Genomic DNA, 22,880 nt, shown 5'->3' on the forward strand with positions numbered 1-22,880 from the left:
CTACAAGCTGGGTGCGAAAAAAGAGCGGATGCAGGTGAAGGTCGCGGGCGGCGCGCATGCGGGTGCCAGCGAGGCGGACGACCGGTTCCAGATCGGCAAGCGCAACATGATCGCCCTGCGCAAGCTTCTCTGGAAGAACGGTGTGATGATTCATGCCCACGACACCGGCGGCGTGCAGACGTCGCGGACGATGTGGGTCGACGTGACCTCGGGTGAGGTCACGCTCAAGATCAACGGTGTGGAAAGCAAGCTCTGACGGGCAGGCAGAACTCATGGCATTCAACGTTCTTGTGGTCGACGACAGCGCCGTCATGCGGCAGATGGTCGTGCGTACCCTCCGGATGAGCGGCGTCCCGCTGGGATCGGTCTTCGAGGCCGGTAATGGCGAGGAAGGTCTGTTCGTCCTCCAGGAGCAGTGGGTCGACCTGCTGCTCCTCGACATCAACATGCCGGTGATGAATGGCGAGGAGATGCTACGGCGTCTGCGCGCCAATCCGGAAACCGAGCAGCTGGCGGTGATCGTGGTCTCCACGGAAGGCAGTGAGACCCGACTGGCCGTGCTGCAGGAGCTGGGCGCCTCGATCGTTCGTAAACCCTTCGCGCCGGAAACCCTGCGCGACACCATTCTGCGAGTCACTGGAGTGACAGATGTCGAGTACTACGGCGCAGTCCCTGTCGCGAGCGACGACAGCGACTTTTGAGGAGCTGGCGCTCCTCTTTCCCGAGACGGAGCTGTCGCCGGAACAGGCCGCCGCTCCGCTCGACGTGGGAGTGTCCGTGGAGTTCCGCGGCCCTCTGACGGGACGCCTGGTCGTCCGGGCCTCGCAGACCATTCTGCCGGCCATCGCGGCCAATATGCTTGGCGAGGAGGAGTCGAAGCAGTTGCCGCTGCAGCGTGACGCCCTTGGTGAGATCGGGAACGTCATCTGCGGGCATGTGCTGCCGCTCATCGCCGGCGCCGACAAGATCTTCAATCTTGCCGCACCGGTGATTCACGAGAGCGGCGTGCTGCCGCAGCGCGATCGCGATCGGCCCGCCGCCGTGGTGCAGGTGGGCGTGGAGGACGGTCGTGCCGAGGCCGTGCTGTACATCTTTGCCGGTGCGGCTGCCGGGACGGCCTCCGCCGCGTGAACTCGTGAGTACTCTCGTGGCAGCGTCCCCTCTCGCTGGCAACGGATCACCGGTGCGCAAGCCGGGCGTGATTCGCGTGCTCGTCGTCGATGATTCGGCGCTCGTGCGTCGCATCCTCACCGAGGCGCTGTCGCGCCATCCGGACATCGAGGTAGTGGGAACGGCGACGGATCCGTACGTGGCGCGCGAGCGGATCGCGCAGCTCCGCCCGGACGTCATCACGCTCGACATCGAAATGCCGCGCATGGACGGCCTGTCGTTCCTGTCCAAGCTCATGCGCCACTTCCCGTTGCCGGTGGTGGTGTGCTCGTCGCTCACGCCGCAGAACAGCGAAACCGCGTTGCGCGCCCTGTCGCTCGGCGCCGTCGAGGTCATCGCGAAGCCGGGCAGTTCGCTGGCGGCCGGCGATGTCGCCGACGAGTTGGTGCGCGCGGTCCGAGCGGCCTCACACGCACGCGTGGTCAAACGGGCGGAGCCGGCTGAGCCGCCGTCGAACGCGCGCGCGGCGATCGCCACCCTCAATACCACGAACAAGATCATCGCGCTCGGAGCCTCGACGGGCGGCACGCAAGCGCTCGAACACGTGCTTCGTCGCTTTCCGGTGGATGCCCCCGGGACCGTCATCGTCCAGCACATGCCGGAGCATTTCACCCTGTCGTTCGCCAAGCGCCTCGACAGCGTGTGCGCCCTGCGCGTGCAGGAAGCGAAGGATGGCGACTACGTGGTTCCCGGACTTGCGCTGGTGGCACCGGGTGGCAAGCACCTCGTCGTGCAGGCGAGTGGCGCCCGCTGGGTGGCGCGCGTGAAGGACGGGCCCAAGGTGCATCACCAGCGGCCCGCCGTGGACGTGCTGTTTCAGAGCGTGGCGCGGGCGGCCGGCCGTAATGCCGTGGGGGCGATTCTCACCGGCATGGGCGCCGATGGGGCCAAGGGTCTGCTCGCGATGCGCGAGGCCGGCTCCTACACGGTGGCGCAGAACGAGGAAACGTGCGTGGTGTACGGGATGCCGCGTGAGGCGGTCAAACTCGGGGCGGCCGTCGAGGTGTTGCCACTCGATCGGGTTGCTGATGCGCTGCTGCAGCACATCCGGGCGGAATCGCCGGTCTGATCCTGTCGCCTCGACAAACGCACGCGGGCCCGGTCTGGGATGACCGGGCCCGCGTGCGTTTGTGCGGCCGTGCCCTACTCGGTCGGTAGCCGGAGCGAGACGGTGGTCTGGCCATCCTCGTGCGTCTGCCCAAGCGTGCCGCCAACGGCGCCGCAGAACGCCGAGACGATGGCGAGTCCCATCCCCGCGCCGCGCACGCCCGCCTTGGCGCTCACCAGGGGCTCGCCCGCGTGCGAAATGACGGACGCATCGAAGCCCGGTCCCCGGTCGATGACCGATGCAACCACCTCATCGTTGACCCGTACGATCGCGAGCACGATGGGGCTCTCGGCGGGCGCGGCTTCATGGGCATTCTGCAGCAATTCCAGCAACACGTCGCGCCACCACAGCGCGTCGGCCTGAATGATGGCGCCCGAGGCCACGCGCAGGTCGAGCGTACGCGCCGGGGTGCGCGACTGGAACTGTGCCGCCGCCTCGCGGGCCACATCGTCGATGTTCACGGGAACCCGTCTCATCGTTCCGGCTCGGGCGAACCGTGTGACACGCTGGAGGTACTGCACCATGTTCTCGGCAGCACGCTGGATTTCGGCCACATCGGCGTGCGTGGCGGAATCGGCGGGCAGATCCGACAGCAGCAGCTCGCTGTAGGTGCGCACCACCGTGGAGAAGTTGTTCAGGTCGTGCGACAGCTTCCGCGCGAATCGCACGAGGGGTTCGCTGGACGCGACGTTGGTCGAAAGAGACATGTCAACGGTAGATTTATCGGGTCTGCCTGTCGCCGCACAGTGGCGCTCGTCGCGCGACATGTCTGGCTTCGGTACGAAAGCAATAGCACGATCCCCGCACGTTCGGGCCGGGATGGTGACCACTTCATCGGAGAGACGTCCATGCGTGTCGCTGCACTGCCTGCTGTGCTGGTGAGTTTCGTCACCATGACCGTCGGGCTACAGGCCCAATCGCCTCCGCCGGCCTCCGAGCAGATCGCGGCGGCGGTGCTCGCGCTCCCCAAGGAGATGCGGGACGGGGCCGGGGTCATGGGGTACCGCACCGCCGGGAAGCTCGAGCTGCTCCGGCCGGTCAAGAACGGGATGCTCTGTCTGGCCGATGATCCGGCCGAAGCGCAGTTCCACGTGTCCTGCTATGCCGACAGCATGGAGCCCTTCATGGCCCGCGGCCGCGCGCTGCGTGCTGAGGGGGTGAAGGGCACTCAGGTCGACACGTCGCGCTTCGCCGAGGTGCGGGCCGGGAAGCTGCGGATGCCCACGGCGCCGGCCGCTCTGTATCAGATTTTCGCCAAGAGCTACGACCCGGCCACGCAGGCGGTGACCGGCGGACGGTCGCTGTTCGTGGTGTACGTGCCGTTCGCCACGGCGGCCACCACCGGACTCAGCACGGTGCCATCCGATTCGAAGCCGTGGCTGATGCTCCCCGGTACCCCCAAGGCGCACATCATGTTCAGCGCGAGCATGTAGGGTGTCCAGCCCCGCAGGGCTGGCGCCACTCACGCCGGCGCGGCTCGAGGCCGCGCAGGCGGAGCTGTCGGCGCGTGACGCCAAGCTGGCTGCCGTCATCGAGCAGGTGGGGCCGTGCACGCTGTTACCCCGAACCGAAGGCACACACTTCGGGCACCTCGCGCGCAATATCATCTATCAGCAACTCTCAGGCAGCGCCGCCGCCACCATCCACGCGCGCTTCGGCGCGCTGGTGGGGGGCGATGCGCAGGCGCCCGATCCCGTGGCCATCCTCGCGCTCGGCGAGGACGCCCTCCGCGGGTGTGGATTGTCGCTCGCCAAGGTGCGCGCCGTGCAGGATCTGGCGCGCCACGTGGTGGAGGACCGCCTGCCGTTGCACGCGCTCGACGGTATGAGCGACGACGAGATCATCGCCGCGCTGGTGCCCGTTCGCGGCATCGGACCGTGGACGGCGCAGATGTTTCTCATGTTCCGCCTCGGACGTCCCGACGTGTTGCCCGTGCTGGACCTGGGGGTGCGCAAAGGGGCGCAACGCATCTATCGCACGCGCGCGCTCCCCGATGCCACGCGCCTGACGAAGATCGCGCGGAACTGGCGTCCCTGGGCAAGCGTTGCCAGTTGGTACTGTTGGCGTGTGCTGGATCTGGAGGACGCTGGAGGCTGGTAATGGCGGAGTTTCACAAGCGCGTTCGTGTGCCCGTGCCGGTTGCGGAGCTGTTTGCCTGGCACGAGCGGCCCGGCGCTTTTCTGCGACTCTCCCCGCCGTGGGACAAGCCGGAGGTGGTGTCGCACGTCGGGGGCATCCGCGACGGCGCCCGCGTGGAATTGCGGGTGCATGCGGGTCCGGTCCCCACCACGTGGAAGCTCGAGCACCGCGACTACATCGCCAATCAGCAGTTTCGCGATGTCCTGGTGGAGGGGCCGTTCACCTCGTGGGTGCACACCCACGGATTCTCGCCCGACGGTCCGCAGGCGAGCGTGCTCGACGATCACATCGCGTACGAACTGCCACTCGGCGGCCTCGGCGACGCCGTGGCCGGCGGGTTTGCGGCGGGCACGCTGCAGCGCGTGTTCGCGTATCGCCACGCCGTCACCCTGAACGACCTCGAGCGACACGCCGAGTTCGCCGATCGGCCTCGCATGCGTATCGCGATCACCGGCGCGACCGGATTCATCGGGTCGCAGCTGGCGGCCTTCCTCAGCACCGGCGGACACGAGGTGCTGCGCATCGGCCGTGGGGCGGTGCGCCCGGGGGTGGTGGATGTCTCGTGGGATCCGCACCGCGGCCAGCTCGACGGTCGGGCGCTCGAGGGGGTGGATGCCGTCATCCATCTCGCTGGTGCCAGCATCGCGGACCGGTGGAGCGACGCGCACAAGCGGGCCATCCGCGACAGTCGCGTGGAGGGGACCTCCCTGCTGGCGCATACCCTCGCCGGCCTCTCCCGCAAGCCGCGCGTGCTGCTCAGCGGCTCCGCGATCGGGGTGTACGGATCGCGTGGTGACGAGGTGCTCGACGAAGGCAGCCACTTCGGCACCGACTTTCTCGCCGACGTGGGCCGCGCGTGGGAGGCCGCCACAGCGCCGGCGGAGCGCGCCGGCATCCGGGTCGTGCATCTGCGCACCGGCATCGTGCAGGGCGCGGCGGGCGGCGCCCTCGCCAAGCAGGCGCCACTCTTCAAGCTGGGATTGGGCGGGCCGCTGGGCAGCGGCACCCAGTGGGTCAGCCCCATCGCGCTCGACGATCACATCGGCGCCACGCATTTCTGTCTCATGCGCGACGACATTGCCGGCCCGGTGAACCTCGTCGCGCCCGACGCGGTGACCAACGCGACCTTCACGAAGGTGCTCGCCCACGTATTGTCGCGCCCGGCGCTCGCCCCCGCACCTGCCTTTGCGCTGCGTCTGGCGCTCGGTCGGGAGATGGCCGATGCCACGGTGCTGGCGAGTCAGCGGGTCGTACCCGGCGCGCTGCAGGCCAAGGGGTTCCGCTGGCGCCACGCCAGCCTCGAGCAGATGCTGCGATTCGAATTGGGGGCGTAGGGTCGGTTTCTTGGAACCTTGACACCTTTTCACGCCCCGCCCGTAGTTTCAGTACGTATGAACGTGATCATTCTCGAGAGTGTCCTCTTCGTCGCCCTGCTGGCGGTGGTGGGGACGCTTTTTGTTACGGCGCTCGGCATTACGCCTCTTGGTCGTCGTCTCCGCCAGACGGCCAATCGCAAGCGCATCGACAAGCAGGCGGATCTCACGTGCCCGATCCATGGGGTGCAGCAGGAGAGCGATCTCGTGCGGTTGCCCAACGGTGAACCTTTGTGTCCTCATTGCTACAAGGAAGCGGTCCATGGCCACATCACTTGACGAAACCATCGAGGGGCTGCGCAGCTCTATCGGCAGCTCCATGCGGAACTCCATGCAGTCGGCCGGCGGCGGCAGCGGCGGCGGCGGCATGTTCATGAAGTTGGCCCTCGCTGGCGCGGCACTGCTGGTGGCCATCCTGCTCGTGCGCCCCACCATCACCTACATCGAGCCCGGGCATGTGGGCATCGTGATCAACCGTGCGGGCGGCGGCGTGTCACCGCAGCCACTCGGCCCGGGCTTTCACGTGCGCAACCCGCTGTTCACGGCCATCGAGCAGTACCCCACCTTCATGCAGACCCTGATACTCACCAGGGCCAGTACGGAAGGATCGCCGACCAACGACGAGATCAACGTGAACTCGGTGGAGGGACAGCCGCTGTCCCTCGACGTGTCCATGTCGTTCGAGCTCGACGGGGCCAAGGTTCCGGCGCTCTACCAGACGTTCCGTACGGACATCGAAACCATCTCCCACGGCTTCATCAAGCAGGCCATCCGGCAATCGTTGCAGGAAGTGGTGGGGCAGGAACAGATCGCCGATATCCTCGGCCCCAAGAAGGCGGAGACCGTCACGCGCACGCAGACGGCGTTGCAGAAGCGCCTCGATCCCTACGGCATCTCGGTGCGGCAGTTCACGCTCAACGAGTTCCGCGCGCCGAAGGCCGTGATGGACGCCATCTCGCTGAAGAACGTCATGCAGCAGCAGGCGCTGACCGCGCAGAACGAGCTGCAGAAGAACACGTTCCAGGCGCAGGGTGACAGCATCAAGGCGGCGGGTCGTGCGAAGGCGATTCTCACCGAGGCCGAGGCGCAGGCCAAGGCCAACGACCTGCTGTCGCGCAGCATCACGAACACGCTCGTGCAGTACGAGATGGCGAAGCGGTGGAACGGGCAGATGCCGCAGGTCACCGGTGGGGCCATGCCCATGCTGCAGCTACCGGGGGCTGCAAAGAACCCGTAAGATTGGGCATGCCGCTCGTATCGTTTGCTGCGCTGCCCGACGAGGCGCGCGTGTGGGTCTTTTCGGCGGCGGCTCCGGTAGTCGGGGCTGCCGCTGACGTTTTACTGCGTGAGGTCGACCAACATCTCACGCAGTGGCGTGCGCACGGCATGCCGCTCGTCTGCGCGCGCGATTGGCGCGACGATCGCTTCCTCGCCGTGGGGGTGGACGAGGCGGCGAGCAACGCGTCGGGGTGCTCCATCGACGCGCTGTTCCATGCGCTGCGTGCGCTCGAGTCGCAGCTTGGCACGTCGCTGGTGGGGAATGGTGCGGTGTACTGGCGTGATGCGGGTGGTGCGGTGTCCGTGGCTGATCGCCCGGCGTTCCGTGCCGCGGCCGCTGCGGGTTCGGTGGGTGCGGACACGCTGGTGTTCGACTCCACCATCACGACCGTTGGCGCGTGGCATCGCGAGTTCGAGAAGCCGGCCCGCTCCAGTTGGCACGCACGGTTGCTGCCGCAAGCGGGTTGAACAGCTCGGGGGAGCCCACGGAGGCGCAGAGGGCGCGGAGAACAGCATGGAGTTTCCTCCGTGTCTCCGTTGCTCCGTGAACTCCGACGAGCTCTTCCTTAGCTCAGCCAGCTGTCCCGATTTGCGGCGACGAACGCATCATCGGTGAGCTCCGGATATAGCACCGATAGCCGCGCCAGCATCTCGCCTTGCCCCGGTGACAACTGCTCGTGCGTGTCGAAGGTCCACCTGCCACGTACGAGTCCCTGCAGGCGCAGGATCTCGAGGATACCGGGGAGACAGCCGGTGTAGTTGTTCGCCGCGTCGAAGATCACGGCGTTGGCCATGGTGAGGGCTGCACCACGCGTGAGCCACTCGCGCGGCATGTTGGCGTCGCCGCTCATGCGCCAGGCCTTGATCTCCTCGAGCATCCGCACAGCCGTGTGCGTCCACACCGCCCACTGGCCCAACAGACCGCCCACGAAGTGTCGCGTGTAGGCGCGGCCACCGCTCGACACGGGAATGTCCGTGAGGAGATCGGCGACGATCGCATCGTCGTTGCCGGTATACAGCGCGATGTCGTCGCGCCCCGCATCGGCGAGCGCACGCACCACATCGAGTGTGGCGTAGCGATCGAACGGCGCCACCTTGATGGCCACCACGTTCGCGATCTCCGCAAACTCGCGCCAGAAGCGATAGCCGAGGCGCCGCCCACCAACCGCCGGTTGCAGATAGAAGCCGAACAGCGGAATCGCTTCGGCTACGCGCCGGCAATGCGCAAGGATCGCCTCGTCGGTGGCATCACGCCACGCGCCCAGCGACAGCAGCCCGCAGTGATAGCCAAGGGCCAGGGCGATCTGCGCTTCGCGCAACGCCTGTGCGGTGTCGCCGATGAGGCCGGCCACGCGCACGAAGGGGCGCGGGGCTGAGGCGAGTGACGCGCTCGCCGTTTCGGCGGCGAGTTCGAGCACTGGCCGATACAGCCCGATCTTCGCGTCGTGAATGGGGAAGCCGGTGGTGTGTACACCCACGGCCATGCCACCCGCGCCCGCCGCGACATAGTAGCGCGTGAGCGCGCGCTGGTGCCGCTCGTCCATATCGCGCATGGGCGTGAGCGCCAGCGGATGCGCCGGGATCACGTGCCCCGCCCGCAGATGCGCGCGCACGTTGAACGCGAGCAGCTCAGAAGCGTCCATCGCGTACCTCGAACTTGGTGGGCTTGCTCAGCAAACGGCCGCCCTGCCGGATCCACGACACCGCCCAGGCACACAGGGTCTCAAGCGGCAGCGCGGTGTACGGCAGATACTCGGCCAAGCGGTCCACGTTGCCGATGAGTGCGTCGCTCTGCTCTTCGCCGATGAACTGCGGCGACACACCGGCGTGCGCGCCGATACGTTCCGCCACCTCCCGCACGCGCACCATGGGGCCGGTCACGTTGAGCGCCAGCGCCGGATTGTTGGCCACGAGCAGACCGCGCAGGGCCAGGCGATTGGCATCGCCCTGCCACATCACGTTCACCCAGCCGGTGGTCACGTCTACGGGCTCGCCTGCGAGCATGCGTCGCGCGATCTCGGTGACCACGCCGTAGCGCAGGTCGCACGCGTAGAAGAGCCGATAGAGCAGCAACGGCGAGCCCGTGCGGCGCGCAACACTCTCGAACACGCGTTCACGGCCAATCGTGCTCGCCGCGTACTCTCCGTCTGGCACCAGCGCGTCGCCCTCGAGCGATCCCCCATGCGCGACCGCGCTGCGCCCGTACACGTTGCCGGTGGAGAAGCACACGAGGCGCGAGCCGGCGTAGCGCTCGGCTGCATGCACGCTGGCCACCACGTTGTGGGTCCACGTGCCTACTGGGTCGCCGGTCGTGCCGAATTTCTGGCCGGCCATCCACAGCACATTGGGGGCATCGGGAAGGGACGCCACGGCACGCGGGTCTGCGAGGTCGGCGCGAAGCACCTCGACACCGTGGGCCTCGAGTTGCGCGGCGGCCGCGGCATCGCTGAAGCGCGACACCGCAATCACGCGTCGCGATCGGCCACCAATGGCGCGACGGGCCATGCGGGCGAGACTCGGCCCCATCTTGCCACCTGCGCCGAGGACGAGCACGTCGCCGTCGAGCTGCGCGAGCGCGGCGATGGTTTCCTCATCGGGCGCGGCGAGCCGAGCCTCGAGCGCGTCTTCGGAAGCGGGGGGACTGTCGATCGCGGACATCGCCAGAGTGATGAGGGAGCTGCCCGTTACGCCGCGCTTACCGTCTCCGTTGCCAGCGGCGGCATCGCGATGCCCAGCTCGGCGGCCAGGGCGCGACGACCGATGTCGATACGTTCACGCGCCATCTGCTTGAGCCGCCCGATATCGTCCATCGTCATGCCCGTGGTGTCGATGGGCTCGAGCACCTGCGCCAGCGCGCGCGCGCGCAGGAAGCGGAACGTGCCCTTGGCCATGGCGTTGCGCGTGCCCGCCACAGCGATGGGCAGCACCGGCGCCTGCGTTTCGATGGCGAGACGGAAGGCGCCGTCCTTGAAGGGCAGCATCTCCTGCGTCTTGGAGCGCGTCCCCTCGGGGAAAATCATCACGCTCACCTTCTTCGCGAGTCGGTCACGACACTGCGCGATCGCGTTGATGGTGCTGTCGCGATCCCCGCGCACGAGCTTGATGTCGCCGGCCATCTGCATCATCCAGCCCATGCACGGGATCTTGAACATCGTGTCCTTGCTCAGCCACTTCATTTCCCACGGGAAGCAGCTGATGAGAAACACGTCGGCGTAGCTCTCGTGGTTGGCCACCACCACGTACGGCCGGCGCGCGTCATCGAGCGACCCACGCGTGCGGAACTTCCACAAGCCATTGAGACGCATCGCCGTGACGCCCACGATACGGAAGGCGCGTCCCGCCGCATAGCGTCCCTTGTCGAACGGTGCTGTGAAGAGCCAGATGATCGCCACCACGGGCGTGCCGAGGATCACGACCGAGACCGTCTCAAACCACGCCCACCAGTTCAGCACCGTTCCGAGCATGGTCGCGACTCAGCTCTGCGGCGTTGCCGCGGTATCCACCGGATCGGCCGGATCACAGAACCCGGCGGCCTTGTGGGCACCGTCGCAGAACGGCTTCACGGCCGAGTGGCCGCAGCGGCAGAGCGACATGGGGCGCCCCTCGGCGCGCGGCGGGATCACGTTGCCTTCGTGGTCGACGAGCACGATCTGTGCGGCGTCCTCGGCGCTGATGCCGAACGAGCCGTTCTTGCGGACAGTGATGGTAATGGGCATGGCTGTATGGAGATGGGTTATGACGAGGTAGGGAGTGCGGCGAACCGCTTGAGGCGCGCGATCATGGCATTCAACCCGCTTTCCCGCGCCCCCAGACCGATGTCGCTCATGAGCTGGCGAACGATATCGGAAGGGAGCGAAAGGGTAATGGCCGCCGGTTGGTCGTTCACCGCCGCGAACACGATCGCCAGCACCGCTGCCACGGTGGGCGACTGTCGGGCGTTCACGTCGGCGTAGAAGTGCATGGTGCCGTCGTCCTTGCGCTCCGGGAAGATATCGACGCGTGTCTGGCACTCGGGCACCGTGAACTCGGTACGATCGAGCATGGCGAAGCGCTCGGGCAGGGGCTCGAGTTTCTTCGACCATGAGAGCAACGCGGCCATCTTGTCCTCTCGCCCCAACAGCCGAAACTGGCGGAGCGTGCGGACGAGGGCTGGGGGAAGGCTGTCGGGCGTTTCCTGCATCTCGATAAGCTAGCCGGTCCTGCAACCGTACTGGGGCGTGGCGAGCCGTGATCCCGCGAATGTGCGGCGTGGCCGGATGCGTGGCAAATCCGCGCGCCGCGGGGATGCCACTCTGGCCCCGCCCCCGCCTCGCGTGCTGATTAGAGGCATGCGCTCACCTGTCGCCGCTGTCCTCCTCCTGCTCGCCGCCGCCTGCTCTCGAAGCACGGCCCCCGACACCGCCGTGGGCACCCTCGAAATCGTGGAAGTGAATGTGGGGCCGCTGCAGGCGGCCCGCGCCGTCCGGGTGCTGGTCACCGAGGGCGACGTGGTGAAGGCGGGCGATACACTCGCCGTGTTCTCCACCCCAACGCTCACGAGCGCGATGGCACAGGCCGACGCGCGGGCCGCTGCCGCGGAAGACGCGGCGCAAGAGCTTGCACGAGGTGCCCGCCCGGCCGAGATCGCCCGGGCGGAGAAGGAGGTGCAGGTGGCCGAGGCCGATGCCGCCCGCACGGCAGCCGACCTCGCGCGCCTCGAGCCGTTGGCCGCGCGCGGCGATGTGAGTCGCGCCACGCTCGATGCCGCTCGGGCCGCGGCCCAGGGTACCGCCGCGCGTCGTGATGCGGCTCGCGAGGCCCTTCGCCTGGTGCGCGAAGGGGCGCGCACCGAGCGACGCCAGGCTGCTGCGGCCGAAGCGCGCGGGGCCCGCGCAGCCGCCGAGGGGGTGCGGGCCGCCGCCAATGACCTCGTGCTGGTGTCGCCGGTCGACGGGGTGGTCTCGAGCCGCAATGTGGAACCGGGCGAAGTGCTCGCCGCCGGGCAGAGCGCCGTGACCGTGGCCCAGCCGTCGCGGCCATGGGCGCGCATCTACGTTTCGCAATTCGTGCTGCCGCGCCTCAAGGCGGGGGACACGCTCACAGCGCACCTCGATGGCGATACCACCACCTTTCGTGGTCGCGTGACCGCGATTGCGACCCGTGCCGAATTCACGCCGCGGGTGGCCCTCACCGAACAGGAACGCGAAGACCTGCTGTTCGGTGTGAAGGTGGAGTTCGACGGCACCGGCGATCGCCTGCGGGCCGGTGTGCCCATCACGGTGACGTTGCCAAAGGCCCGGTAGGAATGGCCTTCGTCGTGCGCACGCACGCGCTGCACAAACGCTTCGGAGAGCTCGTGGCGGTGCACGCCCTCGATCTCGAGATCCGGCGTGGCGAAGTGTTCGGACTGCTCGGCCCCAACGGGTCGGGGAAGACCACCACCATCCGCATGTTGTGCGGGCTGGTGCTGCCCACCAGCGGCACGGCGGAAGTCGCGGGCTTCGACATCACCACGCAGTCGGAGCAGGTGCGTCGGCGCATCGGGTACATGTCGCAGCGTTACGGGTTGTACGACGAGCTCACGGTGGCGGAGAACCTGCGCTTCTACGCGTCGGTGTACGGACTGGTGGGGCGCGAACGTGACCGCCGGCTGGCCGATCACATCGCGTTGCTGGGACTCGGAGAGCGCCTCAAGCAGCGCGCCGGCACATTGAGCGGCGGGTGGAAGCAGCGTCTCGCGCTTGCGTGCGCCACCGCGCATCACCCCGATCTGGTGTTTCTCGACGAGCCCACCGCCGGCGTGGACCCGGCGGCGCGTCGCACCTTCTGGCAGACGATCTACGACCTCGCCGCCACCGGCACCACGGTGCTGGTGACCACGCACTACATGGACGAAGCCGAGCGCTGTCAGCGGTTGGCGTTCCTCTCGCGTGGCCATCTCATCGGGCTGGGGACACCGGCCGAGGTGACGCAGCAGTTTGGTGCGGCCAGTGTGGAAGACGTATTCGTCATGCTGCAACAGCGTGACGAGCAGGGGCTGCATCCGGTGGCCGGCTCATGACGGCGCTTCTTGCGCGCATACGCCGGTGGACGGTGTGGCCGATGCTGTGGAAGGAATTTCTCCAGCTGCGCCGCGACCGGCTCACGTTCGCGCTCATGACCGGGTTGCCGGCCATCCAGCTCGTATTGTTCGGCTACGCCATTCAGACCGACGTGCGCCGATTGCCCACGGTGGTGGTGGACGAATCACGCACGAGTGAAAGTCGCGCGCTGGTGCAGGTGCTGCAAAACACCGACAACTTCCGCATCATCACGCAGGTGAGTGATCGTGCGAGCGCGAAACGGTGGATCGAACGCGGTGCGGCGCGCGTGGCGCTGGTCATTCCTCCCGACTATCAGCGCAACATCCGCGGCGGGCACACGGGTGTAGCGCAGCTGCTCATCGATGCGGCCGACCCGCAATCGAGTGGCGCCGCCATCGCCGGCGCGCAGCTCGCGGCCCAGGCGCGCGGGGCGCAGCTGCTGGCCGAGCGGTTCCAGCTGCGGGCGCCGGTGGAGATCCGCGTGCGCCCGTGGTACAACCCCGCGCAGAAGAGCGCCGTGTTCATCGTGCCCGGCATCGTGGGCATTCTCCTCACCATCACGATGACGCTCATCACGAGCACCGCCATCGTGCGCGAGCGTGAACGGGGCACCCTCGAACAGCTCATCGTCACGCCCATCGGCAAGAGCAGCCTCATGCTCGGCAAGCTCGTGCCGTTCGTCATGGTGGGCTATGTGCAGATGTCGGTAATTCTCCTGCTCGGCGTGGTGTTCTTCGATATCCCCGTGCGCGGCAGTCTGCTGCTGCTCTATGCGCTCGCGCTGGTGTTCATCGTCGCGTCGCTGGGGGTGGGACTGCTCATCAGCACCGTGGCGCGCAGTCAGGCGCAGGCGATGCAGCTGGGGTTCTTCTTCATGCTGCCGAACATTCTGCTGAGCGGCTACATCTTCCCCCGCGCCGCGATGCCGGAGCCCGCGCAGTGGCTGGGGCTGCTGCTGCCGCTCACGTACTTCCTCGACATTCTGCGCGGGGTGCTGCTGAAGGGGGTGGGGGTGCGGGACCTGTTGTGGCAGCTGGGGGCGCTGCTGGCGCTGGCGGGGACGCTGTTTACGGTGAGTGTGCGGCGGTTCTCCAAGACTCTGGATTAGGGGACTGCTTACTGCGGGACTGCTTACTGCGGGACTGCTTACTGCGACTTTACCAGCAGACGGCAGACGGCAGGAACGACAGCACGCAGTACGGGAGGAATACGGAAGAACAACACGAGAGCCGGCGCTTCGCGCGGCTCTCGATATCCCCACCGCAAAGGAGATCGGGCGCGGCCGCGAAGCGGCGCGCCCGTTTTGTTGTACCGCATTCCTCCGCAACTGCGTGCTGTCGTTCCTGCCGTCTGCCGTCTGCAGTTTACCGCAGATCCCCGCAGCTCCCCGCAGCTCCCCGCAGCTCCCCGCAGCTCCCCGCAGCTCCCCGCAGCTCCCCGCAGCTCCCCGCCACCCTCCGTCAGACGATCCCGCGCACTGGCTGCGGACGGTACGGCGCTTCCAGCATCGCGATCTCTTCGTCCGACAACGCAAGCGACACCGCCCCCACCGCCTCCTCCAGCTGCGACAGCTTCGTCGCTCCCACGATCGGTGCCGCCACCTGCGGCTTGCTCAGCAGCCACGCCAGCGCCACCTGCGCCATCGGCACGCCGCGCTGCTCGGCGATGTGGCGCACCGCGTCCACGATTTCCCAGTTCACCTGCTCGTCGTACAAGCCGTGCCCGTACGTGTCGGTGGCCGCGCGGGTCGACGACTCGCGGTCGGCGATGCTCCGTCGTGCGCCGGCCAGGATGCCGCGCGCGAGGGGGGACCACGGCATGAGCCCCACACCTTCATTCGCGCAGAGCGGGATCATTTCCCGCTCTTCCTCGCGGTACAGCAGGTTGTAGTGGTTCTGCATGGTCACGAACTTGGCCCACCCGTGCCGCTCGCTCGCGCTCAGCGCCTGGGCAAACTGCCAGGCGTAGCCGGAGCTCGCCCCGATGTACCGCACCTTGCCGCTGTGCACGAGATGGTCGAGGGCGGCCAGCGTCTCCTCGATCGGCACGGTGGCGTCGAACCGGTGGATCTGGTACAGGTCGATGGTCTCCACCCCCAGCCGCCGCAGGCTCGCCTCGCACCCCTGCACGATGTGCTTCCGTGACAGCCCACCCATGTTCGGGCGGTCGGAGAGGGGGAAGAACACCTTGGTCGCGATGACCAGCTCCTCGAGCCGCCCGAACTCCCGGAGCGCCCGGCCGGTCACTTCCTCGCTGACCCCCAGCGCATACATGTCGGCGGTGTCGAAGAAGTTGATCCCCGCCTCGATCGCCCGGCGGAAGAAGGGACGAGCCGCGTCCTCATCGAGCACCCAGGGGCGCCAGGCGGAGGCGCCGTAGCTCATGCAGCCGAGGCAGAGGCGGGAGACGGTCATCCCGGTGGAGCCGAGCGACGTGTAACGCATGGGGACGGGGAAGTTCGGGGGTGAACGAACGACAAAACCGGCGGCGCCGGGAACCCTTCCCGCGCCTCAACGCTAAGATATAGGTCTCCTCCATCCGAATCCGCTCATGCTCATCCGCCGTCCCGACGACATCCCGTCCTCCGAGATCACTCCGGAGTCGATCTACCAGAACCGTCGCCAGTTCATGGGGGCCGCCGGCGCCCTCGCCCTGGGGACCGTGCTCTCTCCGGCGGCGCTGCAGGCGCTCGGCCGTACCGGTATGGGGATGCAGGACGACAAGGTGACGCCCGAGGAGGACGTCACCAGCTACAACAACTTCTACGAGTTCGGCACCGACAAGGAGGAGCCGAAGGAGCTGGCGAAGGACTTCAAGCCGATGCCCTGGACCGTGCAGGTCGAAGGGCTGGTGAAGAAGCCGCGCCCGTACTCGTACGACGAGCTGGTGGGCAAGCTGAGCGTGGTCGACCGCACCTATCGCATGCGCTGCGTGGAAGCGTGGTCGATGGTCATCCCGTGGCGCGGGGTGATGCTGCGCGATGTGATCAACCGCGTGGAGCCGCTGCCGAGCGCCAAGTTCGTGGAGTTCACCACCCTGTTCGACCCGCGCCGCATGCCCGGTCAGCGCAGCCCCGTGCTGCCGTGGCCCTACAAGGAAGCGCTGCGCATGGACGAAGCCATGAACTCGCTCACACTGCTGGCCACCGGCATGTACGGGAAGTCGCAGCTCCCCAACCAGAATGGTGCGCCGCTCCGTCTCGTGACGCCGTGGAAGTACGGCTTCAAGGGGATCAAGAGCATCGTGAAGCTCCGCTTCACCGACAAGATGCCCAACACCACCTGGGCCGACGCCAACCCGAGCGAATACGGGTTCTACGCGAATGTGAATCCGCAGGTGGATCACCCGCGCTGGAGTCAGGCCAAGGAGCGTCGCATCGGTGAGTTCATTCGCCGCCCCACGCTCATGTTCAACGGCTACGCCGAACAGGTGGCGTCGATGTACAGCGGCATGGACCTGCGTCGTAACTACTGAGCCCCGACGGATCCGTTGAGTCAGGAAACCTCGAGCGCCGAACGTCATGTTCGGCGCTTCATCCGTCCGGCGCTCTGGGCGCTGGTGCTCGTTCCCGCACCGCTGCTGATCGCCCAGTTGCTGCTCGACCAGCTGGGCGCCGATCCCATCGACAAGCTCGAACGGCTCACCGGTGAATGGGCGCTGCGATTCCTCATCGCCTCGCTCGCCGTCACGCCCCTCATGCGACTCACCGGCTGGGGATGGCTGGTGGCGCAGCGCCGGTTTCTCGGCCTGGCCGCGTTCTTCTGGGCATTCGGGCACCTGAGCGTCTACACGGTGCTCGACTGGTTCTTCGACTGGCAGGAGATCCTCAAGGACGTCACCAAGCACCTGTACATCACGCTGGGCATGCTCGCCTTCGTGATCATGGTGCCGCTGGCGCTCACCTCCACCAAGGCGAGTATCCGCAAGCTGGGTGGGGTGCGGTGGAACAAGCTCCACGCCCTCGTCTATGTCTCGGTCATCGCCGCGTGCCTGCACTTCGTGTGGGCGGTGAAGCAGGATATCACCGAGCCCATGATCTACGGCGGCATTGCCGCGCTTTTGCTTGCCTTCCGGGTCGTGTGGCGTCCGACACCGCGGGCGAGTATTCGCCCGCCCGTCGGGTAAGGACGTGGGCGCGCCGACCATGGCGCGTTCGACGTGACGGCGGTGCCGGCTGAGCCGTCCTACGGGGGCGATCCTCTTCCTTGCTCCTCCGCATCATGCACGTACCCGTTGGCGTCGGACGACGACGCCAAGCTTCTCTCGATACGCCGAATGAACGCCGCGCAACCGGCGGGAGCTCGGTCGCAGCCCTGAGCGCCGGCATGCCCGCCGTTCCGGCTGCCGTGGCGGGACAGACGTGGGAACGGGCACTGCTCGCCCTGCTCGTCGGGTATGCGCTCGCCCTGGCCGGCTGGTTTGCCGCCGGCTCGAGCCCGATGACTCGAGGGCTCCTCCCGCGGCTGTTGCTCCTCCTGCCCGTGGTGCTCGTGTCCCTGTACCTCACCGGACGCGCGGCACGCGACTTCAGCCTCGATCACGGCGCCCGACGCTTCTGGCGGCTCATGATGGGCGTGGTGGCGCTGCTCCCGGCGGAACAGCTCGCCCGCTTCGTCCCTGCGGTGCAGGGCGGGAGCTGGCCGGAGCTGCTCTGGATCGGGGGGACGCTGATTGCGCCGGTGGCGGTGTTCGCCGCCCTCATGCAGCTCCCCAGTGCGCCACGGTCACGCATCGACCGGCTCAAGCTGTTCCTCGATGTGGCCACGGTGGCCGTTGGTGGGGTTCTGCTTTCCTGGTTCAACGTGAGCACCACCCAGGGGCTCACCGACCGTGGTCTGCGTCTGTGGTTCGTGCTGTTGCACGCGCAGGCGGTGCTCGACCTCATGCTCGTGCTGGTCGCGTCGGTGGTGTGGCGTCGCACGCACACGCACCATCGGGCCACGACACTGTTCATCGTGGGCGCCGCCCTCCTCATGCAGTTCCTCGGCCACACGGCGAGCGTGGTCCAGATGCTCAACGGCGCGCCGCACCCCGATGTGATGCCGGTGGTCAACCCCATCGCGATCACGCTCATCGCGGTCGCTGCGTGGGTGAGCCATGTGAGCGCCCTGCAGCGCGATACGCGCAAGCCGCGCGATCGTGGAGCCATCTCGTCGAGCATGCTGCCGTATGCTGCTGCCCTGCCGGGCTTCGCGCTCTTGCTTGCGGTGGCGTTCGAGCAGAATGCGCAGCCGCTGGCCGGTCTCGTGGTGGGTGCCGTGCTGCTCACCGTGCTCGCCTTCATGCGGCAGTTCGTGTCCACGCGTGAAGCCGTGCTGGCGCTGGCCGAATCGGCGGCGCGCGACAACGAGGCCCGCTTCCGCGCGCTCGTGCAGCACTCGAGCGACGTGATCATGATCGTTGATCCCGATGGCACGATCCGCTACGCCAGCCCCTCGATGGCCACCGTGTTCGGGCATGACCCTGCAACGCTCGTGGGCACCAGTCTCACGCAGCTGCTGCATCCGGAGGACGTCCACGCCGGCACCCGTTTTCTCGACGAATTGTCACAGACCGCCATGCGCACCGGTAGCACGTCGCCGGGTGTGCTTCAGTGCGAATGGCGCCTGAAGAGCGCCGTTGGATTGTGGATGACGGTGGACAATGTGGGCACCAACCTGCTGCGTGAGCCCGTGATCGGTGGCCTTGTGCTCAATACGCGCGACGTGACCGAGCAGAGCGTCATCAAGCAGCAGTACATGCATCAGGCGTTTCACGATCCGCTCACCGATCTCGCAAATCGTTCGCTCTTCCTGTATCAGGTGGGACACGCGCTGGCGCGTCACTCGCGCCATGCGCATCCGGTCACGGTGCTGTTCCTCGACCTCGACAACTTCAAGACGGTCAACGATTCACTCGGCCACGCCGAGGGGGATCGCCTCCTCGTGGAGGCCGCGCGCCGTCTCGCGAGCTGTGTGCGTTCGGGCGATCTCATCGCCCGGCTCGGCGGTGACGAGTTCGCCGTGCTCGTGGAAGAGGCTGAGTCGTTGGACGAAGTCCTGGTTGTGGCCACCCGCATCGGTGAGGCGCTGTCCCGTCCCTTCATGCTGGCCGGCAAGGAAGTGTTCGTGAATGCCAGCATCGGTATTGCCCGTTCGCAGCGCGGCGAGGGCTCCGACGAACTGGTGCGCAACGCCGACGTGGCCATGTATGTGGCCAAGACGCGCGGCAAGGGCCAGCACGTGCTCTTCGAGCCGCAGATGCACCAGGCGGCGCTCGAACGGCTGGTGGTGGAAGCCGACCTGCGCCGAGCCATCGAGCACGAGGAGTTCTTCCTGCAGTACCAGCCGATCGTGGAGCTGGCGACCGGTGACATCATCGGCGCCGAAGCGCTCGTACGGTGGATGTGCCGCGAACGTGGCACGGTGCCGCCGGGCGTATTCATCCCGATCGCCGAGGAGACAGGGCTCATCGTTCCCATCGGCCGCTGGGTGCTCCGTCGCGCCTGTCGCGAGGCGCAGCGATGGACGCGCGATCGCGGGTTCGCGTGCCGCATTACCGTGAACCTCTCGGGCCGCCAGCTCCAGGATGCCCAGATCGTGGACGACGTGCGCCAGGCCTTGGACGACTCGGGGCTCGATCCGGCGCAACTCGTACTGGAAATCACCGAGAGCATGCTGATGCACAACACCGAGCTCTCCATGGAGCGTCTCTTGGCGCTACAGGGGCTTGGCGTGGCCCTGGCCATCGACGACTTCGGAACCGGTTATTCTTCCCTGAGCTATCTCCAGCGCTACCCGATCGACATCCTGAAGATCGACAAGGCGTTCGTGGAGGTCATCGATCAGGGAGGCGAAGGACCGGTGTTGGCTCAGGCCATTGTGGCGCTCGGCGAAACGCTACGGATGAACGCCGTGGCGGAAGGCATCGAAACGGAGGCGCAGCGGGGGGCGCTGCTCAAGCTCGGGTGTGAGCTGGGGCAGGGCTATCTGTTCGCGCCGCCGCTCGATGCGGAGGAGTACTGGCAGCTCCTCGTCGCCCGCGGGTCGCGTGGTACGACCAGCTCCTTGCGCCGACGCGTGATGAGTGGCGACCCCGCGTAAGGGCGGGGCGGCGCGCCCCGCTCGCGCCTCGAAGACGCCGGCCAAGCCGGCGCCGACGCCTGTGGGCAAGGCGGCAACCAGCTCGGGCTCCACGCCGTGGCCCGAGCGTGTGGAGGCGTTCGCCGTGTGCGCCCCCGGCTTTGCACCGCTGGTCGCCGCCGAGTGCGACGCGTTGGCACTGCCCATTGGCGAGGTGAGTGCAGCGGGAGTGTCGCTCGCGCTCACGTTGCCGGAGCTTTTTCGTCTGAACTGCGGGTCCCGCTGCGCGAGCCGCGTGATCGTGCGCCTGGCGAGCTTCGAGGCGCGCGACTTTGCCACGCTGGAGAAGGCGGCCACGAAGGTGCCGTGGGCGCGCGTGGTGCATCCGGGGGCCTCGGTGCGGTTGCGTGTCACGTGCAAGAAATCGCGGCTCTATCACTCCGATGCCGTGGCCGAGCGCATTGCGCGCGGTATCGTGGGCGCGGTGACGGGCGCGCAGGTGGTGGGGCGCGCGCGCGACGACGAGGATGACGATGAGAGCGACGGTCCCACGCAGCTGATCGTGGTGCGCTTCGATCACGATCGCTGCACCATCAGTGCCGACAGTTCCGGCGCGTTGCTGCACCGTCGCGGCTGGCGGCTGGCGGTGGCCAAAGCGCCACTGCGCGAAACGCTAGCGGCCGGTATGTTGGCTGCGCTCCCGTGGAACGGGGACGTGCCGCTGGTCGATCCGTTTTGCGGCTCGGGCACGATCGGGATCGAGGCGGCACTGCGCGCGCGCGACATCGCGCCGGGACTGTCACGCAGCTTCGCGATGGAGCAGTGGCCCGATGCGCCGAGCGTGGCCTACGCGGAGGAGCGCGCCGCGGCTCGCGATCGCGTGAAGCCCAGTGCGGGCGTGCCGATCGTGCTGCGCGACCGTGACGCTGGTGCGATCGAGGCCGCACGCGCGAACGCGATACGTGCCGGTGTACTCGACGATCTGGTTATCGAGCAAGGCGCGTTGTCGGATACCGATCTCGCGTCGGTCGGCGACCGCGGGGTGCTGTTGACCAACCCGCCCTATGGGCAGCGGGTGAGCGGCGGCGCCGACCTGCGCGGATTGTATGCGCGACTGGGCGATGTGCTGCGCGCAGGCGGGCGCGGATGGCGCCTGGGGATGCTCGTGCCGCCCGACCGGGCGTTGGCGGGACAGCTGCGGATACAGCTGGAGCCCGCGTTGCGCACGGCGAACGGCGGGCTCCCGGTGGAACTGCTGGCCAGCGTGGCGCCGAAGGCTCAGAGCCGGAAGTAGTCGGCGCGCCAGGTTCTGATCTGCTGCTTGATCTCCTTCCCCTTCATCGCGGGGTTGGCGATGACCTTCTCCACGAGGCCGGCGAGTTCGGCATCGTTCGCGAAGCGCAGCGCGATGTAGTGACGCGGTGAGAACGCAGCCATCGCCTGCTCGGCCAACGCCGCTGGCAGCAGGCGCTGATAGCGCAGCTGCTCCTCGAGGCGGATGATGCGGTCCTGTGCGCGCAGCGGCGACAGGCGCGATACCGATACCACGCCGAACATCGCCAACGCCCCCACCAGCATGTAGCCGGTGTCGTACGAGGGCACCTTGAAGAAGCGGGTGATGCTCCAGACGAGGAAAATCAGCGCCAGCGGGCTCGTGAAGAAATGGTAGAGCGGCGTGAACTTCGCGTGATTGGCGTAGGTCTGCGGTGTATTGGACATGTGAAGTGGGTCAGGTTTGATGCAGCAGCCCATCCACCGTGGCGATGGCGGCGGCGAAACGTTCATCCCACGAACCGCGGATGAGCGTGTATGGTGCCCCGAAACGCTCCAGCGTCTCGCGGAACAGCAGATGAATGGCCTCGCGACGATCGCCGCGGTCGCGTACGCCGTCGGCGACCCAGGGCACGTCGATGTCGAGCAGGAGATAGTGGTCGGCCACGCGTGCCCGCGCCATCGCCTCGATCCCCGCCTCGCACTGGCCGGTGTAGTGCCACGCGTACACGACCGTACTGAGCAGGTCGGTGTCGAAAATCACGAGGGGACGCCTGGCACACCGTGCGCGCGACACGGCCTCATCCTGCAGGCGCGCCTGGCCGCGGGTAATCGGCCAGTGATCGAGGATGTCGATGGGGCCGGCTTTGGCCATGGCATACTCCCGGACGAACTCCGGGGCGACGGGCACATCGTAGTGAGCACCCAGGGCGGCTGCGAGGGTGGTTTTACCTGTGCACTCGGAGCCGGTCACCACCAGTCGCTTCACGCCTGCCGTCACGTGGTCGTGACGTGCTGTGCTTCCGACTTGCGCCACTGGAAGAAGCCGAGCGTGGCGAGCCCGAGGAAGACGGTATACAGCACGGCGGTCAGCGGCAGGCCCCGATTGATGAACAGCCCGATGTACACCACGTCCACGGCAATCCACAGCAGCCAGTTCTCGAGCAGCTTGCGTGTCATCATCCACTGGGCCACGAGACTGATGGCTACCAGCAGCGAATCGAGCCACGGCAGCGCCACACCGGGGATGCGCGACGTAATCACGGCGAGTGTCACCCAGGTCACGGCGATGATTCCGCCAAGCACGACGGCATGCCGGCGCGGCGTACGCGTGACCACCACCGCCTCGTGTTGCGGTCCACCGCGCCACCAATGCCACCAGCCGTACAACGACAACGTGAAGTACACCACCTGGAGG

At 67.4% G+C, this 22,880-nt stretch carries 27 protein-coding genes; 17 read left to right on the forward strand and 10 right to left on the reverse strand.

Annotated elements, in window-relative coordinates:
* The 4 genes from ACIQ6O_RS02075 to ACIQ6O_RS02090 all read left to right on the forward strand — a co-directional run.
* The coding region (locus ACIQ6O_RS02075) for a chemotaxis protein CheD (RefSeq protein ID WP_396206103.1) at positions 1 to 256 on the forward strand (256 nt) is incomplete at its 5' end.
* Positions 257 to 272: 16 nt separating this feature from the next.
* Entirely contained in the window at positions 273 to 701 is a 429-nt protein-coding gene (locus ACIQ6O_RS02080; RefSeq protein WP_396206104.1) for a response regulator, read from the forward strand.
* Positions 649 to 1,131, forward strand: a complete 483-nt coding sequence (locus tag ACIQ6O_RS02085; RefSeq protein WP_396206105.1) for a chemotaxis protein CheX — start codon at positions 649 to 651, stop codon at positions 1,129 to 1,131. Before ACIQ6O_RS02080 ends, ACIQ6O_RS02085 begins: the two co-directional genes overlap by 53 nt.
* 16 nt (positions 1,132 to 1,147) lie before the next feature.
* Positions 1,148 to 2,239 (forward strand): chemotaxis response regulator protein-glutamate methylesterase, encoded by a 1,092-nt coding sequence (locus ACIQ6O_RS02090; protein ID WP_396206106.1) that lies wholly within the window; start codon positions 1,148 to 1,150, stop codon positions 2,237 to 2,239.
* 74 nt (positions 2,240 to 2,313) lie between these two features.
* On the opposite strand, the gene ACIQ6O_RS02095 is transcribed toward ACIQ6O_RS02090, so the two are convergent.
* Positions 2,314 to 2,985 (reverse strand): sensor histidine kinase, encoded by a 672-nt coding sequence (locus ACIQ6O_RS02095; RefSeq protein WP_396206107.1) that lies wholly within the window; start codon positions 2,983 to 2,985, stop codon positions 2,314 to 2,316.
* A gap of 141 nt (positions 2,986 to 3,126) precedes the next feature.
* On the opposite strand from ACIQ6O_RS02095, the gene ACIQ6O_RS02100 reads away from it, so the two are divergent.
* From ACIQ6O_RS02100 to ACIQ6O_RS02125, 6 genes are read left to right on the forward strand one after another with little or no spacing between them, the layout of a single operon-like run.
* On the forward strand, positions 3,127 to 3,711 hold the full coding sequence (locus ACIQ6O_RS02100; protein ID WP_396206108.1) for a hypothetical protein: 585 nt from the start codon (positions 3,127 to 3,129) through the stop codon (positions 3,709 to 3,711).
* A gap of 1 nt (position 3,712) precedes the next feature.
* On the forward strand, positions 3,713 to 4,378 hold the full coding sequence (locus ACIQ6O_RS02105; RefSeq protein ID WP_396206109.1) for a DNA-3-methyladenine glycosylase family protein: 666 nt from the start codon (positions 3,713 to 3,715) through the stop codon (positions 4,376 to 4,378).
* Entirely contained in the window at positions 4,378 to 5,751 is a 1,374-nt protein-coding gene (locus tag ACIQ6O_RS02110) for a TIGR01777 family oxidoreductase (protein ID WP_396206110.1), read from the forward strand. The genes ACIQ6O_RS02105 and ACIQ6O_RS02110 overlap by 1 nt, the downstream gene beginning before the upstream one ends.
* 57 nt (positions 5,752 to 5,808) lie before the next feature.
* Positions 5,809 to 6,069, forward strand: a complete 261-nt coding sequence (locus ACIQ6O_RS02115) for a hypothetical protein (RefSeq protein WP_396206111.1) — start codon at positions 5,809 to 5,811, stop codon at positions 6,067 to 6,069.
* Positions 6,053 to 7,027 carry a prohibitin family protein gene (locus ACIQ6O_RS02120; protein WP_396206112.1) on the forward strand — a complete coding sequence of 325 codons (975 nt, stop codon included), beginning with the start codon at positions 6,053 to 6,055 and terminating at the stop codon, positions 7,025 to 7,027. The genes ACIQ6O_RS02115 and ACIQ6O_RS02120 overlap by 17 nt, the downstream gene beginning before the upstream one ends.
* Positions 7,028 to 7,035: 8 nt before the next feature.
* The gene (locus tag ACIQ6O_RS02125) at positions 7,036 to 7,536 is read left to right on the forward strand and encodes a hypothetical protein (protein ID WP_396206113.1); all 501 of its coding nucleotides are present in this window, start codon (positions 7,036 to 7,038) and stop codon (positions 7,534 to 7,536) included.
* A 98-nt stretch (positions 7,537 to 7,634) separates the two neighbouring features.
* On the opposite strand, the gene ACIQ6O_RS02130 is transcribed toward ACIQ6O_RS02125, so the two are convergent.
* From ACIQ6O_RS02130 to ACIQ6O_RS02150, 5 genes are read right to left on the reverse strand one after another with little or no spacing between them, the layout of a single operon-like run.
* Positions 7,635 to 8,711 carry a dihydrodipicolinate synthase family protein gene (locus ACIQ6O_RS02130; RefSeq protein WP_396206114.1) on the reverse strand — a complete coding sequence of 359 codons (1,077 nt, stop codon included), beginning with the start codon at positions 8,709 to 8,711 and terminating at the stop codon, positions 7,635 to 7,637.
* Positions 8,698 to 9,726, reverse strand: a complete 1,029-nt coding sequence (locus ACIQ6O_RS02135) for an NAD-dependent epimerase/dehydratase family protein (RefSeq protein ID WP_396206115.1) — start codon at positions 9,724 to 9,726, stop codon at positions 8,698 to 8,700. The genes ACIQ6O_RS02130 and ACIQ6O_RS02135 overlap by 14 nt, the downstream gene beginning before the upstream one ends.
* A gap of 26 nt (positions 9,727 to 9,752) precedes the next feature.
* Positions 9,753 to 10,532 (reverse strand): lysophospholipid acyltransferase family protein, encoded by a 780-nt coding sequence (locus ACIQ6O_RS02140; protein ID WP_396206116.1) that lies wholly within the window; start codon positions 10,530 to 10,532, stop codon positions 9,753 to 9,755.
* 9 nt (positions 10,533 to 10,541) lie between these two features.
* A complete protein-coding gene (locus tag ACIQ6O_RS02145) occupies positions 10,542 to 10,784 on the reverse strand; it encodes a CDGSH iron-sulfur domain-containing protein (RefSeq protein ID WP_396206117.1) in 243 nt (80 codons plus the stop codon).
* Between the two features lie 17 nt (positions 10,785 to 10,801).
* Positions 10,802 to 11,248, reverse strand: coding sequence for a SufE family protein (locus ACIQ6O_RS02150; RefSeq protein WP_396206118.1), 447 nt, complete (start codon positions 11,246 to 11,248; stop codon positions 10,802 to 10,804).
* Positions 11,249 to 11,396: 148 nt separating this feature from the next.
* Here ACIQ6O_RS02150 and ACIQ6O_RS02155 point away from each other — a divergent pair, with 148 nt between their 5' ends.
* From ACIQ6O_RS02155 to ACIQ6O_RS02165, 3 genes are read left to right on the forward strand one after another with little or no spacing between them, the layout of a single operon-like run.
* Complete coding sequence (locus ACIQ6O_RS02155) at positions 11,397 to 12,350, forward strand: HlyD family secretion protein (protein ID WP_396206119.1); 954 nt, start codon at positions 11,397 to 11,399, stop codon at positions 12,348 to 12,350.
* Between the two features lie 2 nt (positions 12,351 to 12,352).
* Entirely contained in the window at positions 12,353 to 13,108 is a 756-nt protein-coding gene (locus ACIQ6O_RS02160) for an ABC transporter ATP-binding protein (protein WP_396206120.1), read from the forward strand.
* Positions 13,105 to 14,238 carry an ABC transporter permease gene (locus tag ACIQ6O_RS02165; RefSeq protein ID WP_396206122.1) on the forward strand — a complete coding sequence of 378 codons (1,134 nt, stop codon included), beginning with the start codon at positions 13,105 to 13,107 and terminating at the stop codon, positions 14,236 to 14,238. Before ACIQ6O_RS02160 ends, ACIQ6O_RS02165 begins: the two co-directional genes overlap by 4 nt.
* Positions 14,239 to 14,590: 352 nt before the next feature.
* Here ACIQ6O_RS02165 and ACIQ6O_RS02170 read toward each other — a convergent pair whose 3' ends face one another.
* On the reverse strand, positions 14,591 to 15,574 hold the full coding sequence (locus ACIQ6O_RS02170; RefSeq protein WP_396206123.1) for an aldo/keto reductase: 984 nt from the start codon (positions 15,572 to 15,574) through the stop codon (positions 14,591 to 14,593).
* Positions 15,575 to 15,680: 106 nt separating this feature from the next.
* Here ACIQ6O_RS02170 and msrP point away from each other — a divergent pair, with 106 nt between their 5' ends.
* The 4 genes from msrP (at position 15,681) to ACIQ6O_RS02190 (ending at position 21,485) form a co-directional block, all read left to right on the forward strand.
* Positions 15,681 to 16,604: a protein-methionine-sulfoxide reductase catalytic subunit MsrP gene (msrP, locus tag ACIQ6O_RS02175; protein WP_396206124.1), complete on the forward strand. Its 924-nt coding sequence runs from the start codon at positions 15,681 to 15,683 to the stop codon at positions 16,602 to 16,604.
* Positions 16,605 to 16,619: 15 nt separating this feature from the next.
* A complete protein-coding gene (locus ACIQ6O_RS02180) occupies positions 16,620 to 17,255 on the forward strand; it encodes a sulfite oxidase heme-binding subunit YedZ (protein WP_396206125.1) in 636 nt (211 codons plus the stop codon).
* A 200-nt stretch (positions 17,256 to 17,455) separates the two neighbouring features.
* On the forward strand, positions 17,456 to 20,212 hold the full coding sequence (locus tag ACIQ6O_RS02185; RefSeq protein ID WP_396206126.1) for a putative bifunctional diguanylate cyclase/phosphodiesterase: 2,757 nt from the start codon (positions 17,456 to 17,458) through the stop codon (positions 20,210 to 20,212).
* A complete protein-coding gene (locus ACIQ6O_RS02190; RefSeq protein WP_396206127.1) occupies positions 20,196 to 21,485 on the forward strand; it encodes a class I SAM-dependent RNA methyltransferase in 1,290 nt (429 codons plus the stop codon). The genes ACIQ6O_RS02185 and ACIQ6O_RS02190 overlap by 17 nt, the downstream gene beginning before the upstream one ends.
* Here ACIQ6O_RS02190 and ACIQ6O_RS02195 read toward each other — a convergent pair.
* The 3 genes from ACIQ6O_RS02195 to pnuC form a co-directional block, all read right to left on the reverse strand.
* The gene (locus tag ACIQ6O_RS02195; RefSeq protein ID WP_396206128.1) at positions 21,470 to 21,910 is read right to left on the reverse strand and encodes a DUF6526 family protein; all 441 of its coding nucleotides are present in this window, start codon (positions 21,908 to 21,910) and stop codon (positions 21,470 to 21,472) included. The genes ACIQ6O_RS02190 and ACIQ6O_RS02195 overlap by 16 nt on opposite strands.
* 10 nt (positions 21,911 to 21,920) lie before the next feature.
* Entirely contained in the window at positions 21,921 to 22,499 is a 579-nt protein-coding gene (locus tag ACIQ6O_RS02200; RefSeq protein ID WP_396206129.1) for an AAA family ATPase, read from the reverse strand.
* The coding region (pnuC, locus tag ACIQ6O_RS02205; protein ID WP_396206130.1) for a nicotinamide riboside transporter PnuC at positions 22,460 to 22,880 on the reverse strand (421 nt) is incomplete at its 5' end. The genes pnuC and ACIQ6O_RS02200, both read right to left, overlap by 40 nt.

Source organism: Gemmatimonas sp., from assembly GCF_044345575.1.
Lineage (GTDB): Bacteria > Gemmatimonadota > Gemmatimonadetes > Gemmatimonadales > Gemmatimonadaceae > Gemmatimonas.